Annotated in this window: 19 protein-coding genes; 16 read left to right on the top strand and 3 right to left on the bottom strand. The window is 58.8% G+C overall.

Going from position 1 to position 22,699, the window contains the following annotated elements:
• The first annotated feature begins 6 nt into the window (after window positions 1–6).
• Window positions 7–2,067: an AsmA family protein gene (locus tag AC6I8F_RS18620; protein ID WP_058775505.1), complete on the top strand. Its 2,061-nt coding sequence runs from the start codon at window positions 7–9 to the stop codon at window positions 2,065–2,067.
• Here AC6I8F_RS18620 and ppiC read toward each other — a convergent pair whose 3' ends face one another.
• Window positions 2,068–2,349: a peptidylprolyl isomerase PpiC gene (gene ppiC / locus AC6I8F_RS18615; protein ID WP_058758095.1), complete on the bottom strand. Its 282-nt coding sequence runs from the start codon at window positions 2,347–2,349 to the stop codon at window positions 2,068–2,070.
• Window positions 2,350–2,512: 163 nt separating this feature from the next.
• Between ppiC and rep the strand changes: the two genes are divergently transcribed.
• Window positions 2,513–4,534, top strand: coding sequence for a DNA helicase Rep (gene rep / locus AC6I8F_RS18610; RefSeq protein WP_058758096.1), 2,022 nt, complete (start codon window positions 2,513–2,515; stop codon window positions 4,532–4,534).
• A 138-nt stretch (window positions 4,535–4,672) separates the two neighbouring features.
• On the opposite strand, the gene ppx is transcribed toward rep, so the two are convergent.
• A complete protein-coding gene (gene ppx / locus AC6I8F_RS18605) occupies window positions 4,673–6,157 on the bottom strand; it encodes an exopolyphosphatase (protein WP_031279616.1) in 1,485 nt (494 codons plus the stop codon).
• Between the two features lie 6 nt (window positions 6,158–6,163).
• Window positions 6,164–7,459, bottom strand: a complete 1,296-nt coding sequence (gene rhlB / locus AC6I8F_RS18600; RefSeq protein WP_031279615.1) for an ATP-dependent RNA helicase RhlB — start codon at window positions 7,457–7,459, stop codon at window positions 6,164–6,166.
• 116 nt (window positions 7,460–7,575) lie between these two features.
• Between rhlB and trxA the strand changes: the two genes are divergently transcribed.
• The 14 genes from trxA (at window position 7,576) to wecG (ending at window position 22,559) form a co-directional block, all read left to right on the top strand.
• Window positions 7,576–7,908, top strand: coding sequence for a thioredoxin TrxA (gene trxA, locus AC6I8F_RS18595; protein WP_021313352.1), 333 nt, complete (start codon window positions 7,576–7,578; stop codon window positions 7,906–7,908).
• 346 nt (window positions 7,909–8,254) lie between these two features.
• Window positions 8,255–9,514, top strand: a complete 1,260-nt coding sequence (gene rho, locus AC6I8F_RS18590; protein WP_021506991.1) for a transcription termination factor Rho — start codon at window positions 8,255–8,257, stop codon at window positions 9,512–9,514.
• 280 nt (window positions 9,515–9,794) lie between these two features.
• Window positions 9,795–10,871, top strand: coding sequence for a UDP-N-acetylglucosamine--undecaprenyl-phosphate N-acetylglucosaminephosphotransferase (wecA, locus tag AC6I8F_RS18585; protein WP_021506990.1), 1,077 nt, complete (start codon window positions 9,795–9,797; stop codon window positions 10,869–10,871).
• A 37-nt stretch (window positions 10,872–10,908) separates the two neighbouring features.
• Entirely contained in the window at window positions 10,909–11,958 is a 1,050-nt protein-coding gene (gene wzzE, locus AC6I8F_RS18580; protein WP_021506989.1) for an ECA polysaccharide chain length modulation protein, read from the top strand.
• A 10-nt stretch (window positions 11,959–11,968) separates the two neighbouring features.
• A complete protein-coding gene (gene wecB, locus AC6I8F_RS18575) occupies window positions 11,969–13,093 on the top strand; it encodes a non-hydrolyzing UDP-N-acetylglucosamine 2-epimerase (RefSeq protein ID WP_166712334.1) in 1,125 nt (374 codons plus the stop codon).
• A gap of 2 nt (window positions 13,094–13,095) precedes the next feature.
• Window positions 13,096–14,355 (top strand): UDP-N-acetyl-D-mannosamine dehydrogenase, encoded by a 1,260-nt coding sequence (gene wecC, locus AC6I8F_RS18570; protein WP_498028340.1) that lies wholly within the window; start codon window positions 13,096–13,098, stop codon window positions 14,353–14,355.
• Window positions 14,352–15,428, top strand: a complete 1,077-nt coding sequence (rffG, locus tag AC6I8F_RS18565; protein ID WP_021506986.1) for a dTDP-glucose 4,6-dehydratase — start codon at window positions 14,352–14,354, stop codon at window positions 15,426–15,428. The genes wecC and rffG overlap by 4 nt, the downstream gene beginning before the upstream one ends.
• Before the next feature lie 23 nt (window positions 15,429–15,451).
• Entirely contained in the window at window positions 15,452–16,333 is an 882-nt protein-coding gene (rfbA, locus tag AC6I8F_RS18560; RefSeq protein ID WP_498028339.1) for a glucose-1-phosphate thymidylyltransferase RfbA, read from the top strand.
• The gene (rffC, locus tag AC6I8F_RS18555) at window positions 16,311–17,006 is read left to right on the top strand and encodes a dTDP-4-amino-4,6-dideoxy-D-galactose acyltransferase (protein ID WP_498028338.1); all 696 of its coding nucleotides are present in this window, start codon (window positions 16,311–16,313) and stop codon (window positions 17,004–17,006) included. The genes rfbA and rffC overlap by 23 nt, the downstream gene beginning before the upstream one ends.
• On the top strand, window positions 17,006–18,136 hold the full coding sequence (rffA, locus tag AC6I8F_RS18550) for a dTDP-4-amino-4,6-dideoxygalactose transaminase (protein WP_021506983.1): 1,131 nt from the start codon (window positions 17,006–17,008) through the stop codon (window positions 18,134–18,136). The genes rffC and rffA overlap by 1 nt, the downstream gene beginning before the upstream one ends.
• Complete coding sequence (gene wzxE, locus AC6I8F_RS18545) at window positions 18,136–19,389, top strand: lipid III flippase WzxE (protein WP_498028337.1); 1,254 nt, start codon at window positions 18,136–18,138, stop codon at window positions 19,387–19,389. Before rffA ends, wzxE begins: the two co-directional genes overlap by 1 nt.
• Complete coding sequence (gene wecF, locus AC6I8F_RS18540) at window positions 19,386–20,456, top strand: TDP-N-acetylfucosamine:lipid II N-acetylfucosaminyltransferase (RefSeq protein WP_058775511.1); 1,071 nt, start codon at window positions 19,386–19,388, stop codon at window positions 20,454–20,456. Before wzxE ends, wecF begins: the two co-directional genes overlap by 4 nt.
• Window positions 20,453–21,796, top strand: a complete 1,344-nt coding sequence (gene wzyE / locus AC6I8F_RS18535) for an ECA oligosaccharide polymerase (RefSeq protein ID WP_498028336.1) — start codon at window positions 20,453–20,455, stop codon at window positions 21,794–21,796. The genes wecF and wzyE overlap by 4 nt, the downstream gene beginning before the upstream one ends.
• A gap of 28 nt (window positions 21,797–21,824) precedes the next feature.
• Complete coding sequence (gene wecG, locus AC6I8F_RS18530) at window positions 21,825–22,559, top strand: lipopolysaccharide N-acetylmannosaminouronosyltransferase (RefSeq protein WP_021506979.1); 735 nt, start codon at window positions 21,825–21,827, stop codon at window positions 22,557–22,559.
• The last annotated feature ends 140 nt before the right edge of the window (window positions 22,560–22,699 follow it).

The following is a 22,699-nucleotide window of genomic DNA, read 5'->3' as shown; positions in this document are numbered from 1 at the left end:
GGCAAAATGTCGCGTACAGGAAAAATAATTAGCTGGGTGGTCGGGATTTTATTGTTGCTGGTTGTGGTGGTCGTGGTGATTATCGCCACCTTTGACTGGAACCGCCTGAAGCCAACCATCAACCAGAAAGTCTCGGCAGAACTGAACCGACCGTTCGCTATTCGCGGCGATCTTGGCGTGGCCTGGGTGCGCAATCGCGAAGAGCCAGGCTGGCGCAGCTGGGTACCGTGGCCGCAGGTGCACGCTGACGATGTTATGCTCGGTAATCCGCCCAGCGTGCCGGAAGTGACGATGGTGCATTTGCAGCGGGTGGAAGCCACGCTGGCGCCGCTGGCGCTGCTGCACAAAGAGATTTACCTGCCGTGGATTAAGATGCAGCAGCCGGATGCGCGACTGGTGCAGACCGCCGATAAGAAAAATAACTGGACCTTCAACCTCGCCAGCAGCGAAAACAGTGACCCCAACGCGCCGCCTTCGGCATGGTCATTCCGCCTTGATAATATCCTGTTCGATCAGGGACAGCTGCGCTATCGCGACGCCATCAACAAAGCCGATGTCACGGTGAAGATCAATCCGCTGGGTAAACCGGTGCCGTACGCGCAGGTCGCGGGCGGTAACGACCAGCAAAAAGGGGCCGGCGATTTTGTGTTTGGCTGGCAGGCAAGCGGGACCTACAACAACCAGAAACTCGATGGCGACGGTAAGATTGGCGGTATGTTGTCGCTGCGCAGCAAAACCACGCCGTTTCCGTTACAGCTCGACGTACGCAACGGCACCACACGTGTGCGCGTGGATGGCACCCTGCAGGATCCGCTCAATCTCGGCGGGCTGGATGTGCGGCTGCGTTTCTCCGGCGACACGCTGGCAAATCTGTACGGCTTAACCGGCGTGCTGCTGCCGGACACGCCACCGTATGAAACTGACGGCCATCTGATTGCGCGTTTCAATGAAGAGAAAGGGCCGCTGTTCCGCTACGAAAAATTCAACGGTCATATTGGTGACAGCGATATTCACGGCTCGCTCAGCTATCGTCAGGGCAAACCGCGTCCGACGCTGAGCGGCGAGCTGACGTCGAACCAGCTGCGTATGGCGGACCTTGGGCCGCTGATTGGGGTTAACTCCGGCAAGGGCAGTGAAAAAACGGCGCAGGCCAAAGCGCAGCGCGGTGAGGCCAGCACCCAGCCGGCGGATCGCGTGTTGCCACATGACAAGTTCGATACCAAAAACTGGGATGTGATGGACGCTGACGTGAAGTTCAGCGGCAAGCGTATCGAGCACAGCAGCAAGCTGCCGCTCAGCGATCTCTATACCCATCTGCAGCTGAAAAATGGCGACCTGCTGCTGGATCCGCTGCGCTTCGGCATGGCCGGCGGCAGCATTAATTCGACCATCCATCTGGAGGGCGATCGCTCACCGATGCGCGGCCGCGCCGACCTGCATGCGCGCAAGCTGCAGCTGCGTCAGCTGTTCCCGGATGTCACCGCCATGCAGCGTAGTCTCGGCCAGCTCAACGGGGATGCCAGCCTGACCGGCACCGGCAATTCGGTGGCCGACCTGCTGGGCACCAGCAATGGCGAGCTGAAACTGTTGATGAACGATGGCCTGATCAGCCGCAGCCTGATGGAGATTGCCGGGCTGAACGTTGGTAACTATGTGGTGGGTAAACTGTTTGGCGACGATGAGGTGCGCATCAACTGTGCCGCGACCGACCTGAATATCCGTCAGGGACTGGCGACGCCGCGGCTGTTCGTGTTCGATACCGAGAACGCGGTGATCAACGTTACCGGCAACGCTAACTTTGCTAATGAGCGCTTGGATCTGTCGATCAATCCGGAGAGCAAGGGCATTCGTATCATTACGCTGCGTTCGCCGCTGTATGTGCGCGGCACCTTCAAAAACCCGGATGCCGGAGTCAAAGCCGGTCCGCTGCTGGCGCGCGGTGCCGCAGCCGTCGCGCTGGGGGCCGTGGTCGCGCCGGCGGCCGCACTGCTGGCGCTGATTTCGCCGAGCGACACCGATGATAATCAGTGCAGCAACGTGCTCCAGCAGATGAAAAGCAAAAAGTGATCAGTTACGCCACAGCACTTTGATGATGTGGTAGCCAAAAGCGGTTTTCACCGGTCCGTAAGGTTGCAGCAGCGGGCAAGTGAACACCGCTTTATCAAACGCCGGCACCATCTGCCCTTTGCGAAACTCCCCCAGATCGCCCCCGTTACGCCCGGACGGGCAGGTCGAGTGTTTTTTTGCCAGTTGCTGAAAGTTCGCGCCCTTTTCCAGCTGCGCCAGCAGCGCTTTCGCCTGCGCTTCCTGTTTCACCAGGATATGTAAAGCCGCCGCGGTTTTCGCCATGATGGTGTTCCCGTTATGTATAATGTGCGACGCATTATAGCGTAGTGCGCTTCAGTTGTAGGGTCGCCATTGATGGCGACCTTTGCGCTCAGGTGCGCATCAATGCGCACCCTACGGCGCGATGTAAATCTTCCTGTCTGATTAAATTGAGTGATGTTTTTCTATGCGTCTTAATCCCGGCCAACAACGTGCTGTCGAATTTGTCACCGGTCCCTGTCTGGTGCTGGCCGGTGCGGGTTCCGGTAAAACCCGCGTGATCACCAATAAAATCGCCCATCTGATCCGTGAATGCGGCTATCAGGCGCGTCATATCGCGGCGGTGACCTTCACCAATAAGGCGTCGCGCGAAATGAAAGAGCGCGTGGCGCAAACGCTGGGACGCAAAGAGGCGCGCGGCCTGATGATCTCAACCTTCCACACGCTGGGCCTGGAGATCATCAAGCGCGAATACAAGGCGCTCGGCATGAAATCGACCTTCTCGCTGTTCGACGATCAGGATCAGCTGGCGCTGCTTAAGGACCTGACCAAACAGTGGCTGGAAGAAGATAAAACCCTGTTGCAGCAGCTGATTTCCACCATCTCCAACTGGAAAAACGACCTCGTTGACCCGCAGGGCGCGGCCGGCCTCGCCAAATCACAGCGCGACCAGATTTTTGCCCACTGCTACGCGCTGTACGATCAGCATCTGAAAGCCTGTAACGTGCTGGATTTCGACGATCTGATTCTGCTGCCGACCCTGCTGCTGCAGCGGAATCAGGAGGTGCGCGAACGCTGGCAACAGCGCATCCGCTATCTGCTGGTGGATGAGTATCAGGACACCAACACCAGCCAGTATGAGCTGGTGAAGTTGCTGGTCGGCGCCCGGGCGCGCTTTACCGTGGTCGGCGATGACGATCAGTCTATCTACTCGTGGCGCGGCGCGCGGCCGCAGAACCTGGTGCTGCTGAAAGAGGATTTCCCGGCGCTGGAAGTGGTGAAGCTGGAGCAGAACTACCGCTCGACGCAGCGTATTCTTAAATGCGCCAATATCCTCATCGCCAACAATCCGCACGTGTTTGAAAAGCGGCTGTTCTCTGAGCTGGGCGAGGGCAGCGAGCTGAAAGTGCTGAGCGCCAACAACGAAGATCACGAAGCCGAGCGCGTGGCGGGCGAGCTGATTGCCCATCACTTTATTAATAAAACCCAGTACAAAGATTACGCCATTCTTTATCGCGGTAACCATCAGTCGCGCGTATTTGAAAAGCTGCTGATGCAAAACCGTATTCCTTATCGCATCTCCGGCGGCACGTCGTTCTTCTCGCGGCCGGAAATCAAAGATTTGCTGGCCTATCTGCGCGTGCTGACCAATCCGGAAGATGACAGCGCGTTTCTGCGCATCGTGAACACGCCACGCCGCGAGATCGGCCCGGCAACGCTACAGAAGCTGGGTGAGTGGGCCAATCTGCGCAACAAAAGCCTGTTTAACGCCAGCTTTGATATGGGGCTGGAACAGACGCTTTCCGGGCGCGGGCTGGAGCATCTGCAGCGCTTTACCCACTGGCTGAATGAAATCGTTCAGCTCACCGAGCGTGAACCGGTGAATGCGGTGCGCGACCTGATTCGCGGCATCGACTACGAAAGCTGGCTGTTCGAAACCTCCCCCAGCCCGAAAGCGGCGGAAATGCGCATGAAGAACGTCAATACGCTGTTTCAGTGGATGACCGAAATGCTGGAGGGCGACGAACTTAACGAGCCGATGACGCTGGCGCAGGTGGTGACGCGCTTTACCCTGCGCGACATGATGGAGCGCGGTGAGAGCGACGAAGAGCTCGATCAGGTCCAGCTGATGACGCTGCACGCCTCGAAAGGCCTGGAGTTCCCCTATGTCTATCTGGTGGGCATGGAAGAGGGGCTGCTGCCGCATCAGAGCAGTATCGATGAGAACAATATCGAAGAGGAGCGTCGCCTGGCCTACGTGGGCATCACCCGCGCGCAGAAAGAGCTGACTTTTACCCTGTGCCGCGAGCGCCGTCAGTACGGCGAGCTGGTGCGTCCGGAACCAAGCCGCTTCCTGCTGGAATTGCCGCAGGATGATGTGGCGTGGGAGCGTGAGAAAAAGGTGATCAGCGCAGAAGAGCGAGTGAAAACCGGGCAAACGCGCGTCGCCGGCTTACGTGCGATGCTGGAGAACGCGAAGAAGGGGTAATGGTTTCGTCACAGCCGCAAGCCTGGCCTGTGGCGAAATCTGTTGCGCGCGCCGCAGAGGCAAAGCGCCCGGCAAAGCAAAGTTCACTCGCGTAAAAGCGCAGTTGCCGGGCGTTTTTCAATGCAGCAGCAGGTTCGATCAGGAAATCGTCAGCAGCCAGTGCACATACGACTGGTAATGGCTCTCCTGCTCCAGCAGCTCGGCGCGCAGCGGATGCGCAGCCAGCCAGCCTGCCGGCAGCGTCAGATGCAGCGCATCATCATCCGCCTGCAGACGCACCGCCGGCAGCGTGTCGTCGCGCCGCCGGCTGGAGAAGATGATTGCCAGCCGCAGCAGACGGCTCAGCCGCTCTGCCATGCGCGGCGGCACGGCGTTTTGCTGCGTCAGCAGCGCCAGATCAATGCTGCCGCTCTGGTTCTGCAGCAGGCAGGCCAGCATTTTTTTCTGTGCGGGGGTGAAACCAGGAAGATCGAGATGGCGAATCAGATACGCGGCGTGCTGCGGTGCCTGGCGGAAATCGACGCTCAGGCCAATTTCGTGGATTGAACAGGCGCTGAGGAGTAAATCGCGACATCGCTGATCCAGCTTCCAGCTGCTGCTCACCTGACGGAAAAAGCTCTCTGCCAGCTGGCGCACGCGGCCCGCCTGCTCAACATCAATGGCGAAACGACGCTGAACGTTCTGCAGCGTGCGGCTGCGAATATCGCGGTCAATCGGCAGATGCAGCATGCCGTACACCAGCCCTTCGCGCAGTGCGCCGCCGGCCAGCGTCATGCTCTCAATGCTCAGCTCGTGGAAAATGGCGATCAGAATCGACAGGCCGCTGGGAAACACCAGCGCGCGCTCCAGCGTCAGCCCTTCAATCTCCAGCTCCTCCAGCTTGCCGCACTGAATGGCACGCTGCTTGAGCTGCTGCAGTTTGCTCAGGGTGATGCGCTCATCCATGCCCTGCGCCACCATGATCTCCTGCAGTGCCTGGACGGTGCCGGACGCGCCCACGCAAATCTGCCAGCCTTTCTCTCGCAGTGCCGGCGCAATCGGACGGATCATTTCACGTGCGGCCTGTTCGGCCTGGGCAAAGTTCTCTTTGGCGAGATGACGATCGCTGAAGAAGCGCTCCAGCCAGGTCACACAGCCCATCGACAGGCTAAACAGCGTCGTGGCGTGCGCACCTTCGCCGGTCACCAGCTCGGTGCTGCCGCCGCCGATATCGACCACCAGCCGCTGGTCAGAGCCGCCGGTGGTGTGCGCAACACCCTGATAGATCAGGCGCGCTTCTTCCTCACCGCTGATGACGTTCACCGCGCAGCCGAGAATCTGTTCCGCCTGAGTCAGGAAATCCTGCGCGTTACTGGCAATGCGCAGCGTGGCGGTTGCCACCACGCGGATTTGTTCCGGGGGAATGTCCTGCAACTGCTCGGAGAACAGACGCAGGCACTGCCAGCCGCGCTGCATCGCCTCAGCCGAGAGATGGTTGGCCGCATCAAGACCTGCCGCCAGACGCACCTTGCGTTTAATTCGCGCGACGGTCTGAATACTGCCGGACACTTCGCGCACCACCAACATATGAAAGCTGTTAGAACCTAAATCAATCGCAGCATAAAGTGACGATGCGCTTAGCATGTGTGCTTAACCCGAACGTTTACGGTTGTTGTTGCGCGGGGCACCGCCGCGACGGTTGCTGTTGTTGCCACCGCGACGTGGACCGTTGCCCGAGCGGTTACGCTGCAGGCGTTTCGGTGGCGGCAGGTCGCTCAGCAGGGCGTCGCTGTTGTACTTGCTCACCGGAATACCGTGACCGATGTACTCTTCAATCGCCGGCAGGTTGAGCGCGTACTCTTCACAGGCCAGGCTGATGGAGTGACCGCTGGCGCCAGCACGACCGGTACGGCCAATGCGGTGCACGTAATCTTCGCGATCGTCCGGCAGGTCGTAGTTGAAGACGTGCGTAACTGCCGGGATGTGCAGGCCGCGCGCGGCGACGTCGGTGGCAACGAGGATATCCACATCACCTTTGGTGAAGTCGTCCAGAATGCGCAGGCGTTTTTTCTGCGCCACGTCGCCGGTCAGCAGGCCTACGCGGTGACCATCGGCAGCCAGGTGGCCCCAGATATCTTCACAGCGGTGCTTGGTGTTGGCGAAGACGATGGCGCGATCCGGCCACTCTTCTTCCAGCAGGGTCTGCAGCAGACGCATCTTCTCTTCGTTCGAAGGGTAGAACAGCTCTTCTTTAATACGGTGGCCGGTTTTCTGCTCGGGCTCAACTTCAACATATTCGGCGTTGTTCATGTGCTCGAACGCCAGTTCACGTACGCGATAAGAAAGCGTGGCCGAGAACAGCATACTCAGGCGCTGGGTGGCCGGCGGCATGCGGCGGAACAGCCAGCGAATGTCTTTAATGAAGCCGAGATCGAACATGCGATCCGCTTCATCCAGTACCACGACCTGAATGGCGCCGAGGTTGATGTGATTTTGTTTGGCGTAGTCAATCAGGCGTCCGGTGGTGCCCACCAGAATATCGACGCCGTCTGCCAGCACTTTCAGCTGCTTGTCATAGCCATCGCCGCCATAGGCGAGGCCCAGCTTCAGACCGGTGGCCTGCGCCAGCGGCTCGGCATCGGCATGAATCTGCACCGCAAGCTCACGCGTCGGTGCCATGATCAACGCGCGTGGCTGATTAACCTGGCGGCCTTCAGCAGCAGGATGAGAAAGAAGATAATGAAACGTTGACGTCAGGAACGCCATCGTTTTGCCGGTACCGGTTTGCGCCTGACCCGCGACATCACGCCCTGAAAGCGCAAAAGGCAACGCGAGCGCCTGAATCGGCGTGCAGTTATGAAAGCCTTTCTTATCAAGGGCTTCCACTACCTGTGGGTGCAGGGCGAAGTCGGAAAACTTCTGTTCTGTTAAGTGTGTTTTGCTCATAGTGTGGTAGAATATCAGCTTACTATCGCTTTACGAAAGCGTATCCGATGAAATAAAGTCAACCTACGTTGGTATATTTTACGCCAATTCGCCAGGCATAATCTTTGGAGTTAAACATGAGCAGCGATAAAATCGTTCACCTGACCGATGACAGTTTCGACACTGACGTGCTGAAAGCCGACGGTGTGACGCTGGTAGATTTCTGGGCTGAATGGTGTGGTCCTTGCAAAATGATCGCCCCGATTCTCGACGAAGTCGCAGAAGAGTACGACGGTAAGCTTACCATCGCCAAGCTGAACATTGATGAAAACCCAGGTACTGCGCCAAAATACGGTATTCGCGGTATCCCGACCCTGCTGCTGTTCAAGAACGGCGAAGTGGCGGCGACCAAAGTGGGTGCGCTGTCTAAAGGTCAGCTGAAAGAGTTCCTGAACGCTAACCTGGCCTAAGCCCGGCGCGGTGTTTGTTCGGCAGTGGTGAATTTTTTCGCCACTGCTGGACGTCTCCCTTCAGGCGTGTTAAGTTGACCTCACTGCATTACGCACTTACCTTGTAGTTTGCATCTAAAGTTTTCCCTTGTCAGACCCAGCTCGCATTGAACGTTTTCGTGGTTTGGCAATCTGACGGCTAGCACATTCGGCATCACCTTTCGACCGTCTCCTCGCTTCCTATCGCCACATCTGACGATAACCGTCGAGCAGCGTTGAAAAAGAGCCATTAACAGGCATGGAATTTTTGCCATACCATTCACGACAAACATTTCGAGAATTACCCCGAGTTTAAGAACCCATCACTATGAATCTTACCGAATTAAAGAATACGCCGGTTTCTGAGCTGATTACTCTCGGCGAAAATATGGGGCTGGAAAACCTGGCGCGTATGCGCAAACAGGACATTATTTTCGCCATCCTGAAACAACACGCGAAGAGCGGCGAAGACATCTTCGGTGATGGTGTGCTGGAGATACTGCAGGATGGATTTGGTTTCCTCCGCTCCGGAGACAGCTCCTACCTCGCCGGTCCCGATGATATCTACGTTTCTCCCAGCCAAATCCGCCGCTTCAACCTCCGCACTGGTGACACCATTTCTGGCAAAATCCGCCCACCGAAAGAAGGTGAACGCTATTTTGCGCTGCTGAAAGTTAACGAAGTTAACTACGACAAGCCAGAAAACGCCCGTAGCAAGATTCTGTTTGAAAACCTGACGCCGCTGCACGCGAACAACCGTCTGCGCATGGAGCGTGGTAACGGTTCGACCGAAGACCTGACGGCGCGCGTGCTGGATCTGGCATCGCCAATCGGTCGTGGTCAGCGTGGTCTGATCGTCGCACCGCCGAAAGCCGGTAAAACCATGCTGCTGCAGAACATCGCGCAGAGCATCGCGTACAACTATCCTGACTGCGTGCTGATGGTGCTGCTGATTGACGAGCGTCCGGAAGAAGTAACCGAAATGCAGCGTCTGGTGAAAGGCGAAGTTATCGCGTCTACCTTTGACGAACCGGCCTCGCGTCACGTGCAGGTTGCAGAGATGGTGATCGAGAAGGCTAAGCGCCTGGTCGAGCACAAAAAAGACGTTATCATCCTGCTGGACTCCATCACCCGTCTGGCGCGCGCCTACAACACCGTAGTGCCGGCGTCGGGTAAAGTCCTGACCGGTGGTGTTGACGCCAACGCCCTGCATCGTCCGAAGCGTTTCTTCGGTGCGGCACGTAACGTGGAAGAGGGCGGCAGCCTGACCATCATCGCCACCGCGCTGGTTGATACCGGTTCGAAGATGGACGAAGTGATTTACGAAGAGTTTAAAGGTACAGGTAACATGGAACTGCACCTGTCACGTAAAATCGCTGAGAAGCGCGTGTTCCCGGCTATCGATTACAACCGTTCCGGTACGCGTAAAGAAGAGCTGCTCACCTCTCAGGAAGAGCTGCAGAAGATGTGGATCCTGCGCAAAATCATCCATCCGATGGGTGAAATTGATGCAATGGAGTTCCTCATCAATAAACTGGCAATGACCAAAACCAACGACGAATTCTTCGATATGATGAAACGCTCGTAATCTGTTGCCGCCGGTAACGGCCTGAGCCAGCCGGCTAACGGCACAAAATGCCAGGATTTATGACTAACGCCACGTCTTAACGTGGCGTTTTTCATTTGTGGGCATTAGGATTATGCCTGTCAGGAAGCAGACATATTGACTGAGGCAGCAAAGCGGCGGTTTTTTCAGCAAACGCACGCGCTGCGACAGAATTCAGACCAGGGATATACAGCAATGGCGGGAAAATTGCTTATTGTTGTCCATGATTTTAGCTGAGAGCGTTAACGTGAATTTACTCACTATGAGTACTGAGCTTGGTTTAGTTTTTCTTTTTTCTTTAGCGTTCCTGTTTTTTGCTCGTAAAGCGGCTAAAAAAATTGGGCTTGTGGACACGCCGAATTCCAGAAAACGACACCATGGCGCCATTCCGTTAGTCGGCGGTATCTCCGTGTATGCGGGGATTTGCTTCGCCTTTGCCATCTCAAATTATTATCTGCCGCACGCCGTACTGTACCTTTTCTGCGCCGGGGTACTGGTGCTGGTCGGCGCGCTCGATGACCGCTTTGATATCAGCGTCAAAATCCGTGCCGTGGTTCAGGCGGCGATCGCCATCGTGATGATGGTCGGGGCAAAACTCTATTTACTGAGCCTGGGGTTTATCATAGGTCCGGTCGAGCTGATCGTCGGGCCTTTCGGCTATGTGCTGACGCTGTTCGCGGTATGGGCAGCGATCAATGCTTTCAATATGGTGGACGGTATTGATGGTCTGCTGGGTGGCTTATCCTGCGTCACCTTCGCCGCGATGGGCATCATCCTCTATTTTGACGGACAGACCAGCCTGGCGATGTGGTGCTTCGCGATGATCGCCGCCACCATTCCCTACATTCTGCTTAATCTCGGCTTTTTAGGCCGCCGTTATAAAGTGTTTATGGGTGATGCCGGCAGTACCATGATCGGCTTCACTATCATCTGGATTCTGCTGGAAACGACGCAGGGCCTCAGCCATCCCATCACGCCAGTCACCGCCCTGTGGCTGATTGCTATTCCGCTGATGGACATGGTGGCGATCATGTATCGTCGCCTGCGCAAGGGCATGAGCCCGTTCTCGGCCGATCGTCAGCATATCCATCACCTGATCATGCGGGCCGGTTTTACCTCCCGGCAGGCATTTTTATTGATTACCGTGGCCGCCGCGCTGCTGGCCGGGATTGGCGTGCTGGGCGAATATCTGGCATTTATTCCCGAGTGGGTCATGCTGGCGCTGTTCCTCGCTGCTTTCCTCCTTTACGGTTATTGCCTGAAACATGCATGGCGCGTCGCGCGCAAAATCCGTCGTATCAAACGTCGCTGGCAAAGCAGCGGCGAAGAGAAAAAATAATTACCCAGATAAGTACCCGGATAAGGACACTTTTGTTATGACCTCTGTCGTTGTGGAGAACGAACTGGATGTACGCGGCCTCGGCTGCACGCTGTGGCGCGGCAAAGGCTGGATTATTGGCCTGGCGCTGCTGTTTGCGCTGCTGGCGTGGCTGGCTTCCATGTTAATGAAGCAATCCTGGAGCGCCACGGCGGTGACCGATCGGCCGACGGTGAATATGCTGGGCGCATTCTTTGTGCAGCAGCAGTTCCTCAATAATCTGGATGTGCGCAACGAGACCGTCAGCCTGAATACGCCTGCGCCGACGGTGATGGATGAGGTCTATCAGGAGTTCACCATGCAGCTGGCGTCGTGGGATACGCGTCGCGATTTCTGGCTGCAGACTGATTACTATAAGAGCCGCAAAAGCGGTAATGCGCACAATGATGCCGCGCTGCTCGACGATCTGATCACCAACATTCAGTTCACCCCGGCCGATGCCACTCACAATACGCTGGATAACATTAAGCTGATTGCGGAGACTGCCGGCGACGCCAACAATCTGCTGCGGCAGTACATTGCCTATGCCAGCGAACGCGCCGCGCGCCATCTCAACGATGAGCTCAAAGGTGCGTGGCAGGCGCGCAGCGTGCAGCTGCAGGCGCAGGTCAGTCGTCAGCAGGAAGTGGCGCAGGCGGTGTTTGATCGCCGCCGCCAGCGCATTGAGCAGGCGCTGAAAGTGGCCAGCCAGCAGGGCATTAAAGAGAACCGCGCGCCGGTCAGCGGAGAAGCGCTGCCGGACAGCGATCGCTTCCTGCTGGGGCAGCAGATGCTGCAGGCGCAACTGGATACCCTGCAAGCCAGCGGACCTGCTTACGATTTAAGCTATGATCAAAACAGGGCGATGCTCAACACACTGCAGGCCGGGCCGCGTCTGGATAAACCGTTCCAGACCTACCGTTACCTGCGCACGCCGGAAGAGCCGGTCAGCCGCGATAGCCCACGTCGTCTGTTTATGATGGTGATGTGGGGCGCGATCGGTGCGCTGGTGGGTGCCGGCGTAGCGCTGGTGCGTCGTCCGCGTGCAACATTCGCCAACCGTCACTAAGAGAATCTGCGTGAAAGTTCTGACTGTATTTGGCACGCGCCCTGAAGCGATCAAAATGGCTCCGCTGGTGCAGGCACTGGCGCAGGATGCTGCCTTCGAATCGCGCCTGTGCGTGACGGCACAGCATCGTGAAATGCTTGACCAGGTACTGCGCCTGTTCCGGCTGCAGCCCGACTATGACCTCAATATTATGCGGCCCGAACAGGGGCTGACCGAGATCACCAGCCGCATTTTGCAGGGCATGAAAACCGTGCTGGCGGACTTCCAGCCAGACGTCGTGCTGGTACACGGCGATACCACTACTACCTTTGCCGCCAGCCTGGCCGCGTTTTACCATCAGATTCCGGTGGGCCACGTTGAGGCGGGTCTGCGGACCGGTAACCTGATGTCGCCGTGGCCGGAGGAGGCCAACCGCACCCTGACCGGTCATCTCGCCAGCTATCACTTCACGCCGACAGAAAATTCGCGGCAAAACCTGCTGCGCGAAAATCTGCCTGATGCGCGCATTTTCGTCACCGGCAATACGGTGATCGACGCGTTGCTGTGGGTACGCGATCGCGTGCTGGATGATGCCGATCTCAATGCCCGCCTGGCGGCGCGTTACCCGTTCCTTGAGGCCGACAAAAAGCTGATTCTGGTTACCGGCCATCGGCGCGAAAGCTTTGGCGAAGGCTTTGAACGCATCTGCAGCGCGCTGGCGCAGCTGGCGCGTCAGCATCCGCAGCTGCAAATCGTCTATCCGGTGCACCTCAACCCTAACGTCAGCGAGCCGGTGAACCGTATTCTGAGTGGTATCAACAACATCATTCTGATTGAGCCGCAGGAGTACCTGCCGTTTGTCTGGCTGATGAATCGCGCCTGGCTGATTCTTACCGATTCCGGTGGCATCCAGGAAGAGGCGCCGTCGCTGGGCAAACCGGTGCTGGTGATGCGCGAAACCACCGAGCGGCCGGAAGCGGTCGCGGCCGGTACGGTGAAGCTGGTCGGCACCGACGTGAATAAAATTGTTGCTGAAGTCAGCCTGCTATTGCAGGACGACGAGGCGTGGCAGGCGATGAGTCGCGCGCACAATCCGTATGGCGACGGCCATGCCTGCGCGCGCATCCTGCAGGCACTTAAACAACACAGAGTTTAACTATGCGTTTTTCAACCATTTCCGTTATCGGACTGGGCTACATTGGGCTGCCGACGGCAGCCGTTTTTGCTTCGCACGGGAAACAGGTCATCGGCGTGGATATCAATGCGCGCGCGGTGGAAACCATTAATCGCGGCGAAATTCATATCGTCGAGCCTGAGCTGGGCGACGTAGTACGTGCAGCGGTGCACAACGGCAACCTGCGCGCCACCACCCAGCCTGCAGCTGCCGACGCCTTTCTGATTGCCGTGCCGACGCCGTTTGTCGGCGATCATCAGCCGGATCTCAGCTACGTACAGGCGGCTGCGCTGTCGATTGCGCCGGTGCTGAAGGCCGGCGATCTGGTGATCCTCGAATCAACCTCGCCGGTGGGCGCTACTGAACAGATGGCGCAATGGCTGGCGGCGGCGCGCCCGGATCTGCGCTTCCCGCAGCACGGCGAGCAACCTGACGTGTTTATCGCTTATTGCCCGGAGCGCGTGCTGCCGGGGAAAGTGATGGTCGAGTTGCTGGAAAATGACCGCGTGATTGGCGGCATGACGCCGGCCTGTTCAGCGCGCGCCAGCGAACTGTATCGCATTTTCCTGCGCGGCGAGTGCGTGGAGACCAACGCGCGCACCGCAGAGATGTGCAAGCTGACGGAAAACAGTTTCCGCGATGTGAACATCGCCTTTGCCAACGAACTGTCGCTGATCTGCGCCGAACAGGGGATCAACGTATGGGAACTGATTGCGCTGGCGAACCGCCATCCGCGCGTCAATATCCTGCAGCCGGGACCGGGCGTTGGCGGGCACTGCATTGCGGTCGACCCGTGGTTTATCGTGGCGCAAAACCCGCAGCAGGCACGGCTGATCCGGACCGCGCGTGAGGTTAACGATGCCAAGCCGGGCTGGGTGCTGGATCAGGTTAAACAGGCGCTGGCCGAGTGCCTGACGGCCAGCGGCAAGCGTGCCACGGACGTGACCATCGCCTGCTTCGGTCTGGCATTCAAACCTAATATCGATGACCTGCGTGAAAGCCCGGCGATGTCGGTGGCGCAGCGTATTGCGGGCTGGCACAGCGGCCGCACCTGGGTGGTCGAGCCGCATGTGGCGGATATTCCGCCGCAGCTCGCCGAACGCGCTACGCTGGTGTCGCTGGCTGATGCCCTACAACACGCCGACATCCTGGTGATGCTGGTCGATCATGCGCAGTTCCGCGCCGTCACCCCTGAACAGGTGGCGCAGCCGTGGATTGTGGATACCAAAGGAGTCTGGCGATGAAACAGTTTTTAGTCACCGGCGGCGCCGGTTTTATTGGCTCCGCGCTGGTGCGCTTCCTGATTGCCAATACCGACCACCGGGTGGTGGTGGTGGATAAGCTGAGCTATGCCGGCAATCTGGCGTCGCTGGCACCGGTTGAGCAGGATGCACGCTTTGCTTTTGAGCAGGTCGATATCTGCGACCGCGCCGCGCTGGATCGCGTGCTGGCGCAGTACCAGCCGGACTGCATCATGCATCTGGCGGCAGAGAGTCACGTGGACCGCTCGATTGACGGGCCAATCGCCTTTGTCGAAACCAACATTGTCGGCACCTATCAACTGCTGGAGGCGACGCGCCATTACTGGAACGGCATGACGGATGAGCGCAAGAAAGGCTTCATCCTGCACCACATCTCCACTGACGAGGTGTTTGGCGATCTGCACGGCACGGAAGATTTCTTTACCGAAACCACGCCGTACGCCCCGAGTAGCCCTTATTCGGCGACCAAAGCCAGCAGCGACCATCTGGTGCGCGCGTGGCTGCGCACCTACGGACTGCCTGTGGTGGTCACCAACTGTTCCAACAACTACGGGCCTTACCATTTCCCGGAAAAACTGATTCCCCTCACCATTATCAATGCGCTGGCCGGTAAGCCGCTGCCGGTGTACGGCAACGGTAGCCAGATTCGCGACTGGCTGTATGTGGAAGATCACGCCCGCGCGCTGTACACCGTGGTCAGCAGCGGCAAAGTGGGCGAGACCTACAACATTGGCGGCCACAACGAGCGGCGCAATATTGAGGTGGTGGAGACGCTGTGTGATTTGCTGGACGAGCTGGCACCGCAACAGCGCGCTGCCGGGCTGAGCAGCTACCGGGAGCTGATCACCTTTGTCCACGATCGTCCCGGCCACGACCTGCGCTATGCCATTGATGCCAGTAAAATCGCCCGTGAACTGGGCTGGACGCCGCAGGAAACATTCGACAGTGGCATCCGCAAAACCGTGCAGTGGTATCTGGCCAATCCGCAGTGGTGGCAGGCGATTCTCAACGGCAGTTATCGCGGCGAGCGTCTGGGCTTAGCCACCCCGCGTTAAGCGCGCATGCAGGAGGAGCAACGATGAAAGGTATCATCTTAGCCGGTGGCTCGGGCACGCGCCTGCACCCGATAACCCGGGCGATATCCAAGCAGCTGCTGCCGGTGTACGACAAACCGATGATCTACTATCCGCTGTCGGTGCTGATGCTGGCGGGGATTCGCGACATTCTTATTATTACCACGCCGGACGATCGCGCCCATTTTGAGCGGCTGCTGGGGGATGGCAGTGAATTTGGCCTGCAGCTGCAGTATGCCGAGCAGCCGAGCCCGGATGGCCTGGCGCAGGCCTTTATCATCGGTGAATCCTTCATTGGCGACGACAGCTGTTGTCTGGTGCTGGGCGACAATCTCTACTTCGGCCAGGGCTTCAGTCCGAAACTGAAAAAGGTGGCCGCGCGCAGTCGCGGTGCCACGGTCTTTGCCTATCAGGTCATGGATCCGGAACGTTTTGGCGTGGTGGATTTTGATGACGACTTCAACGCGCTGTCGATTGAAGAGAAGCCGCAGCAGCCGAAATCGCGCTGGGCAGTCACCGGCCTCTACTTTTACGATAACCGCGTGGTGGAGTTTGCGAAGCAGGTGCAGCCTTCGGCGCGCGGCGAGCTGGAAATTACCGCCATCAACCAAATGTATCTGGAGCAGGGCGAACTGGCGGTGGAACTGCTGGGGCGTGGCTTTGCCTGGCTGGACACCGGCACCCACGACAGCCTGATTGAGGCCAGCGTGTTCGTGCAAACGGTGGAGAAACGCCAGGGCTTTAAAATTGCCTGCCTCGAAGAGATTGCCTGGCGCAACGGCTGGCTGAGCGATGAACAGCTGCTGGCAGCGGCACAGGCGTTGACCAAAACCGGCTACGGCCAGTATCTGCTGGATATTCTGCATGCCCGTCCGCGTCAGTATTGATCCCCTTGCGTGGGAGAGCGACTTCTTCCGCAGCGCCACGGCGCGGCTGACGCTGGATGGTGATGTGCCGCTGGCCGAGGCGCTGCAGCAGCCTTACACGCTGTGGCAGGTCAAGGTGCCGGCGCAGGACAGCGCGGCGATAGATGCGCTGAGCCAGCACGGTTTTCAGCTGGTGGAAGGCGAAGCGGATCTGGCGATCAATATCAAACGTACCGAACGGCAGACCGGCGTACGCATCGCGCGCGAAGCGCAGATCCCGCAGCTGCGCGCGGCAGCGGCCCAGGCGTTTAGCCAGAGCCGTTTTCGTGCCCCCTGGTTTGACGCTGAAGACAGCGGCCGCTTCTACGCACAGTGGATTGAGAACGCGGTGCGCGGCACTTTTGATCACCAGTGTCTGATCGCCTGCGACGAGCAGGGCGCGCTGCAGGGTTTCGTCTCCATGCGCGAAGTCGCCGGTGATGCGCGTATCGGTCTGCTGGCGGTGCTGCCGGCGGCGCAGGGCAACGGCGTCGGTCAGCGTTTGCTGCTGGCAGCTGCCGACTGGGGCCGGGTGCGCCAGCTCGAGCGTCTGCGGGTCGCGACCCAGCTCAGCAATCTTACGGCGATGCGCCTCTATTTACGCAGCGGTGCCCGGCTGGAAAGCACCGCCTACTGGTTTTACAGGAAAGCCTGATGATCCCATTTAACGCGCCCCCGGTTGTGGGCACTGAAGTTGACTATATGCAGTCGGCGATGGCCAGCGGCAAGCTGTGCGGCGACGGCGGCTTTACCCGGCGCTGTCAGCAGTGGATGGAGCAGCATTTTGGCAGCAAAAAAGTGCTGCTGACGCCCTCGTGCACCGCTTCGCTGGAGATGGCCGCGCTGCTGATCGATATCCAGCCCGGCGATGAAGTGATCATGCCGAGCTACACCTTTGTCTCCACCGCCAACGCCTTCGTGCTGCGCGGTGCCACCATTGTGTTTGTCGACGTGCGCCCGGATACGCTGAATATCGACGAAACGCAGATTGAAGCAGCAATCACGCCGAAAACGCGCGCCATCGTGCCGGTACATTACGCGGGCGTGGCGTGCGAGATGGATACCATCATGGCGCTGGCGGCGAAGCACCAGCTATATGTGATTGAAGATGCGGCGCAGGGCGTGATGTCGCAGTACAAAGGGCGCGCGCTGGGCACTATCGGCCATATCGGCTGCTTTAGCTTTCATGAGACGAAAAACTACACCGCTGGCGGTGAAGGCGGCGCTACGCTGATCAACGAGGCGAAACTGATCGAGCGTGCGGAGATCATCCGCGAAAAAGGCACCAACCGCAGCCAGTTCTTCCGCGGACAGGTGGATAAATATACCTGGCGCGATATTGGTTCCAGCTACCTGATGGCGGATTTGCAGGCGGCTTATCTGTGGGCACAGCTGGAAGCGGCGGAACGCATCAACCAGCAGCGTCTGCGCCTGTGGCAAAACTATTACGACGCGCTGCAGCCGCTGGCGGCCAGCGGACGCATTGCGTTACCGGCGGTGCCGGCCAGTTGCCGTCACAACGCCCACATGTTCTATCTCAAATTGCGCGACAGCGAGGATCGCCAGGCGCTGATTAACTGGATGAAGGAAGCGGAGATCCTCACCGTGTTCCACTATATCCCGCTGCACTCCTCACCGGCCGGCACGCGTTTTGGCCGCTTCCACGGTACGGATGCGTTCACTACGCGCGAGAGCGAGCGCCTGTTGCGGCTGCCGCTGTTCTACAACCTGTCGGACAACAACCAGCGTACGGTAATCAGTTCGCTGCTGAGCTTCTTTGCCTGATGTCGTTAGCCAGAGCCTCAGTGTGGACCGCCTCGTCCACGCTGGTAAAAATTGTCGCTGGCCTGCTGGTGGTGAAACTGCTGGCGGTGAGCTTCGGCCCCGAGGGCGTCGGCCAGGCGGGTAACTTTCGCCAGCTGATTACCGTGCTCGGCGTGCTGGCCGGCGCGGGTATCTTTAACGGCGTAACCACCTATGTCGCGCAGTTCCGCCAGCAGCCGGCGCAGCTGCGTGCCGTGACCGGCACCGCGTCGGCAATGGTGCTGGGGTTTTCCACACTGCTGGCGCTGCTGTTCCTGCTGGCGGCGGAGCCCATCAGCCGGGCGCTGTTTGGCCACGCCGCCTGGCAAAACGTGGTGCGCATCGTCGCTTTTTTGCAGCTGGGTATTGCCTGGGCCAACCTGACGCTGGCGCTGCTGAAAGGTTTTCGCGATGCGCGCGGTAACGCGCTGGCGCTGATCGCCGGCAGCCTGATCGGTGTGGTGGGTTATGTGTTGTGCTGGTGGCTGGGTGGCTATGCCGGTGCGCTGGTCGGGCTGGCGCTGGTGCCGGCGCTGCTGATCGGGCCGGCGCTGTGGATGCTGCGACGCCACCGCGAGGAACTGCCGCTGCGCTGGCTGATGCCGCAGTGGCAGCCGGCGCTGGCGCGTAATCTGGCCAAATTTACCCTGATGGCGCTGATGACGGCCGTGACCCTGCCGGTAGCCTGGGTGATGATGCGTAATCTGCTGGCGCAGCAGCAGGGCTGGGCGCAGGTCGGGCTGTGGCAGGGCGTCACCAGCATCTCCGATGCGTATCTGCAATTTATCACCGCCACGTTCAGCGTCTGGCTGCTGCCAACGCTGGCGCGGCTGGAGCATAAAGCCGACATCGCGCGCGAAATTGGTCGCGCGCTGCGCTTTGTGCTGCCGGCGGTGGCGGCGGCCAGCTTTTGCGTCTGGCTGCTGCGCGATGTCGCCATCTGGCTGCTGTTTTCCCCGCAGTTCAGCGCCATGCGCGATCTTTTTGTCTGGCAGTTGTGCGGTGACGTCTTTAAAGTAGGCGCCTATGTTTTCGGATACCTGGTGATCGCCAAAGCCTCACTGCGCTTTTATATTCTCACGGAAATCAGCCAGTTTGTGCTGCTGACCGCCTTTGCGCACTGGTTGATCCCACTGCACGGAACGGCGGGCGCGGCGCAGGCTTACATGGCGACCTACGTGCTCTACTTTGCCCTTTGCTGTGGCGCTTTCTTGATTTATTGCCGGAAAAAATGACGCTATTTCACGTGCTGGGCTCCGATATCCCGCATCACAATCACACGCTGCTGCGCTTTTTTAACGACGTCATGAGCGTTGAATCGCCAGCCGACGCGCCGCGTCAGTTTATGGTGGTGTCGGCCGCGCCGGATACCCTGCTGGCCTATCCTCAGCTGCAGATCGACGTGTATCCCAGCAAGCGCGCGCTGGCGCAGGCGGTGATCGCACGCGCCGCCGATCGCCGTCAGCGCTTCTTCTTTCACGGCCAGTTCAATCCGCGCCTGTGGCTGGCGCTGCTCAGCGGCAAGCTGCGTCGACAGCAGGCGTTCTGGCACGTCTGGGGCGCCGATCTCTACGAAGAGGGCGCCGGGCTGAAGTATCGCCTGTTTTATCTGCTGCGGCGTATCGCCCAGGGGCGCATGGCGCAGGTGTTTGCCACGCGCGGCGATCTGCACTTTTTCCAGCAGCGCCATCCGCGCGTACCCACTTCGCTGCTCTATTTTCCAACGCGTATGCCGGAGGCCGCGATACCCGCACCTGCCGCCAGCGACAGCTTTACCATTCTGCTCGGCAACTCGGGCGATCGCAGCAACCGGCACATTGAAGGATTGCAGGCGATTCGCCGCCAGTTTGGTGAGCAGGTTAACGTGGTGATCCCGCTCGGTTATCCGGCCAGCAACTATGAGTACATCGATGAGATTGATGCTGCCGCGCAGCGCCTGTTTCCGCGCGGCCAGGTGACGCTGCTGCGCGACAAAATCGACTTCACTGCCTATCTGCAATTGCTGAGTCGCTGTCAGCTCGGTTATTTTATGTTCGAACGTCAGCAGGGCATCGGTACGCTGTGCCTGCTGATTCAGGCCGGCATTCCGTTTGTGGTCAACCGTAAGAATCCGTTCTGGCGTGACCTGAGCGAGCAGGGGCTGCCGGTGTTATTTAGCGCTGATGCGCTGGATCGCACGCGCGTGGCGGAGGCGCAGCGTCAGCTGGCGCAGTGCGATCGTTCCGCTATCGCCTTTTTTGCCCCGGGCTATCTGGCGGGATGGCGCCACGCGCTGGCGGAGAGTGAAAGGGAGTCAACATGAGCCTGCTGCAGTTTAGTGGTCTGCTGGTGGTGTATCTGTTTTCGCTGGGCTTCATTCTGACGCTGACCTGGCGCGAATTTAAACGGGTGCGTTTTAATTTCCACCTGTTCTTTACCCTGCTGTTTTTGCTGACCTTTTACTTTGGCTTCCCGCTGACCAGCGTGCTGGTATTCCGCTTTAACGTCAGCGTGGTGCCGGCAGACTATCTGCTGCAGGCGCTGCTGGCCGCCACCAGTTTCTACGCCATCTATTACGTCAGCTACAAAGTGCGGCTGCGGCCTGCGCAGGCGGCGCCGCGCAAACCCTGGCTGACGATGAACCGGGTGGAAACCCATCTGACCTGCCTGCTGCTGGCGCTGGTGGCGGTGGGAACCGTCACGGTGTTCTTTATTCATAACGGCCTGCTGCTGTTCCGGCTGTCGGCCTATAACCAGATCTTCTCCAGCGAAGTGTCCGGCGTGGCGCTCAAGCGTTTTTTCTACTTCTTCATTCCGGCGATGCTGATCCGCTATTTCCTTAATCCTACCCAGCGCCAGTGGCTGCTGTTTTTGCTGATCACGGTGGCGTTTGGTCTGCTGACCTATGCGCTGGTGGGCGGGACGCGCGCCAATATCATCATCGCCTTTGCGCTGTTCCTGTTCATCGGCATTACGCGCGGTTGGATTACGCTGTGGATGCTGGTGGGGGCCGGCGTGATGGCGATTGGCGGCATGTTCTGGCTGGCGCTGCGTCGTTACAATCTCGACGTGGTAGGCGATGAAGCGTTTTATACGTTTCTCTATCTGACGCGCGACACCTTTTCGCCGTGGGAAAACCTTGCGCTGCTGCTGCAGAATTACGACAAAATCGATTTTCAGGGGCTGGCCCCGATCTGGCGTGATTTCTACGTGTTTATCCCGGGCTGGCTGTGGCCGGATCGGCCATCGATGGTGCTCAACAGCGCCAACTATTTCACCTGGGAAGTGCTGAATAACCACTCCGGGCTGGCGATTTCGCCCACGTTGCTCGGTTCGCTGCTGATCATGGGCGGCGCAGGCTTTATTCCCCTTGGGGCGATAGCGGTCGGGCTGTTGATGAAAGGGTTTGATTCTCTCTACCAGCAGGGGCGCGAAGCCGGCAACCGCTACAGCGGTGCCATTTTGCAAAGCTTCTGCTTTGGCGCGGTGTTCAATATGATCGTGCTGGCGCGCGAAGGGCTGGATGCATTCGGCTCGCGCGTGGTGTTCTTTTGCCTGATTTTCGCCGCCTGTGTTGGGCTGGCGAAGTTACTTTTCTGGCTGTTAGCGCGTGCCGGGCTGATTCGCCCGCGCGCGGAGCCAGTTTTATCGCGCTCTGCTTAACCTCCGGGCCTGACGGGAAATACCGACCATGGAAACCGATCATCCGCGTTATACCCTGCGCGGCATCGATTTACACGCTTTCGCTGATATGGCGAGCTTTCTTCACTTTCTGCTGCCGGACGGCAAGCCGCGCAGCGGCACGCTGGTGGCGATCAACGCCGAAAAGATGCTGACGCTGGAAGAGGATGCCCAGCTACGCGCGCTGATCGCCGCCGCGGAGATCAAGTACCCGGACGGCATCAGCATTGTGCGTTCGCTGCGTAAAAAGTACCCGCAGCTAACGGTGAACCGCATCGCCGGCGCCGATCTGTGGGAAGCGCTGATGGAACAGGCGGGCCGCAGCGGTATTCCGGTATTTTTAATCGGCGGGCGTGAGCAGGTGCTGCAGGAAACCTGCGATAAATTACGCCGTCAGTGGAACGTCAACATTGTGGGCAGCCAGAACGGCTACTTCGCCCCTGCCGAACGCGAGGCGCTATTTGCGCGCATTGCCGCCAGCGGGGCGCAGATTGTGACCGTGGCGCAGGGATCGCCGCGCCAGGAGCTGCTGATGCGCGACTGCCGCGAACACTGGCCGCACGCGCTGTATATGGGCGTCGGCGGCACCTATGACGTCTTTACCGGCCACGTCACGCGTGCGCCGCGCATCTGGCAGCAATTAGGGCTGGAGTGGCTGTATCGCCTGATACGTCAGCCATCACGCTGGCGTCGTCAGTTAAAACTGCTGAAATATTTACGCTATCACTGGCGCGGCGATCTGTAACGCGGCAGGAATAGTGCTGTAATTCCGGCAGGTTAAGCAGGCAAATTGCGTTATTTATCGACGGAATGCACAAAGCGTAAGCAAACGCGATTTTTTTATGAAAAAGCACTGGACAGCCTGGAGTCAAATACGTAGTATGC

Source organism: gamma proteobacterium symbiont of Axiagastus rosmarus (genome assembly GCF_059730925.1).
The sequence above is the reverse complement of the archived record's forward strand: the minus strand, read 5'-3'. Positions and strand labels throughout refer to the sequence as shown.

Bases quoted from the DNA above. Each gene is read 5' to 3' on its own strand.
- rffC (WP_498028338.1), top strand. From the start codon at position 16,311: ATGCCCGTCCGCGTCAGTATTGATCCCCTTGCGTGGGAGAGCGACTTC.
- wzyE (WP_498028336.1), top strand. From the start codon at position 20,453: ATGAGCCTGCTGCAGTTTAGTGGTCTGCTGGTGGTGTATCTGTTTTCG.
- wecF (WP_058775511.1), top strand. From the start codon at position 19,386: ATGACGCTATTTCACGTGCTGGGCTCCGATATCCCGCATCACAATCAC.
- rhlB (WP_031279615.1), bottom strand. From the start codon at position 7,459: ATGAGCAAAACACACTTAACAGAACAGAAGTTTTCCGACTTCGCCCTG.
- rffG (WP_021506986.1), top strand. From the start codon at position 14,352: ATGAAACAGTTTTTAGTCACCGGCGGCGCCGGTTTTATTGGCTCCGCG.
- rho (WP_021506991.1), top strand. From the start codon at position 8,255: ATGAATCTTACCGAATTAAAGAATACGCCGGTTTCTGAGCTGATTACT.
- ppiC (WP_058758095.1), bottom strand. From the start codon at position 2,349: ATGGCGAAAACCGCGGCGGCTTTACATATCCTGGTGAAACAGGAAGCG.
- wecA (WP_021506990.1), top strand. From the start codon at position 9,795: ATGAGTACTGAGCTTGGTTTAGTTTTTCTTTTTTCTTTAGCGTTCCTG.
- wzxE (WP_498028337.1), top strand. From the start codon at position 18,136: ATGTCGTTAGCCAGAGCCTCAGTGTGGACCGCCTCGTCCACGCTGGTA.
- wecC (WP_498028340.1), top strand. From the start codon at position 13,096: ATGCGTTTTTCAACCATTTCCGTTATCGGACTGGGCTACATTGGGCTG.
- wzzE (WP_021506989.1), top strand. From the start codon at position 10,909: ATGACCTCTGTCGTTGTGGAGAACGAACTGGATGTACGCGGCCTCGGC.
- AC6I8F_RS18620 (WP_058775505.1), top strand. From the start codon at position 7: ATGTCGCGTACAGGAAAAATAATTAGCTGGGTGGTCGGGATTTTATTG.
- ppx (WP_031279616.1), bottom strand. From the start codon at position 6,157: ATGCTAAGCGCATCGTCACTTTATGCTGCGATTGATTTAGGTTCTAAC.
- trxA (WP_021313352.1), top strand. From the start codon at position 7,576: ATGAGCAGCGATAAAATCGTTCACCTGACCGATGACAGTTTCGACACT.
- rffA (WP_021506983.1), top strand. From the start codon at position 17,006: ATGATCCCATTTAACGCGCCCCCGGTTGTGGGCACTGAAGTTGACTAT.
- wecG (WP_021506979.1), top strand. From the start codon at position 21,825: ATGGAAACCGATCATCCGCGTTATACCCTGCGCGGCATCGATTTACAC.
- rfbA (WP_498028339.1), top strand. From the start codon at position 15,452: ATGAAAGGTATCATCTTAGCCGGTGGCTCGGGCACGCGCCTGCACCCG.
- rep (WP_058758096.1), top strand. From the start codon at position 2,513: ATGCGTCTTAATCCCGGCCAACAACGTGCTGTCGAATTTGTCACCGGT.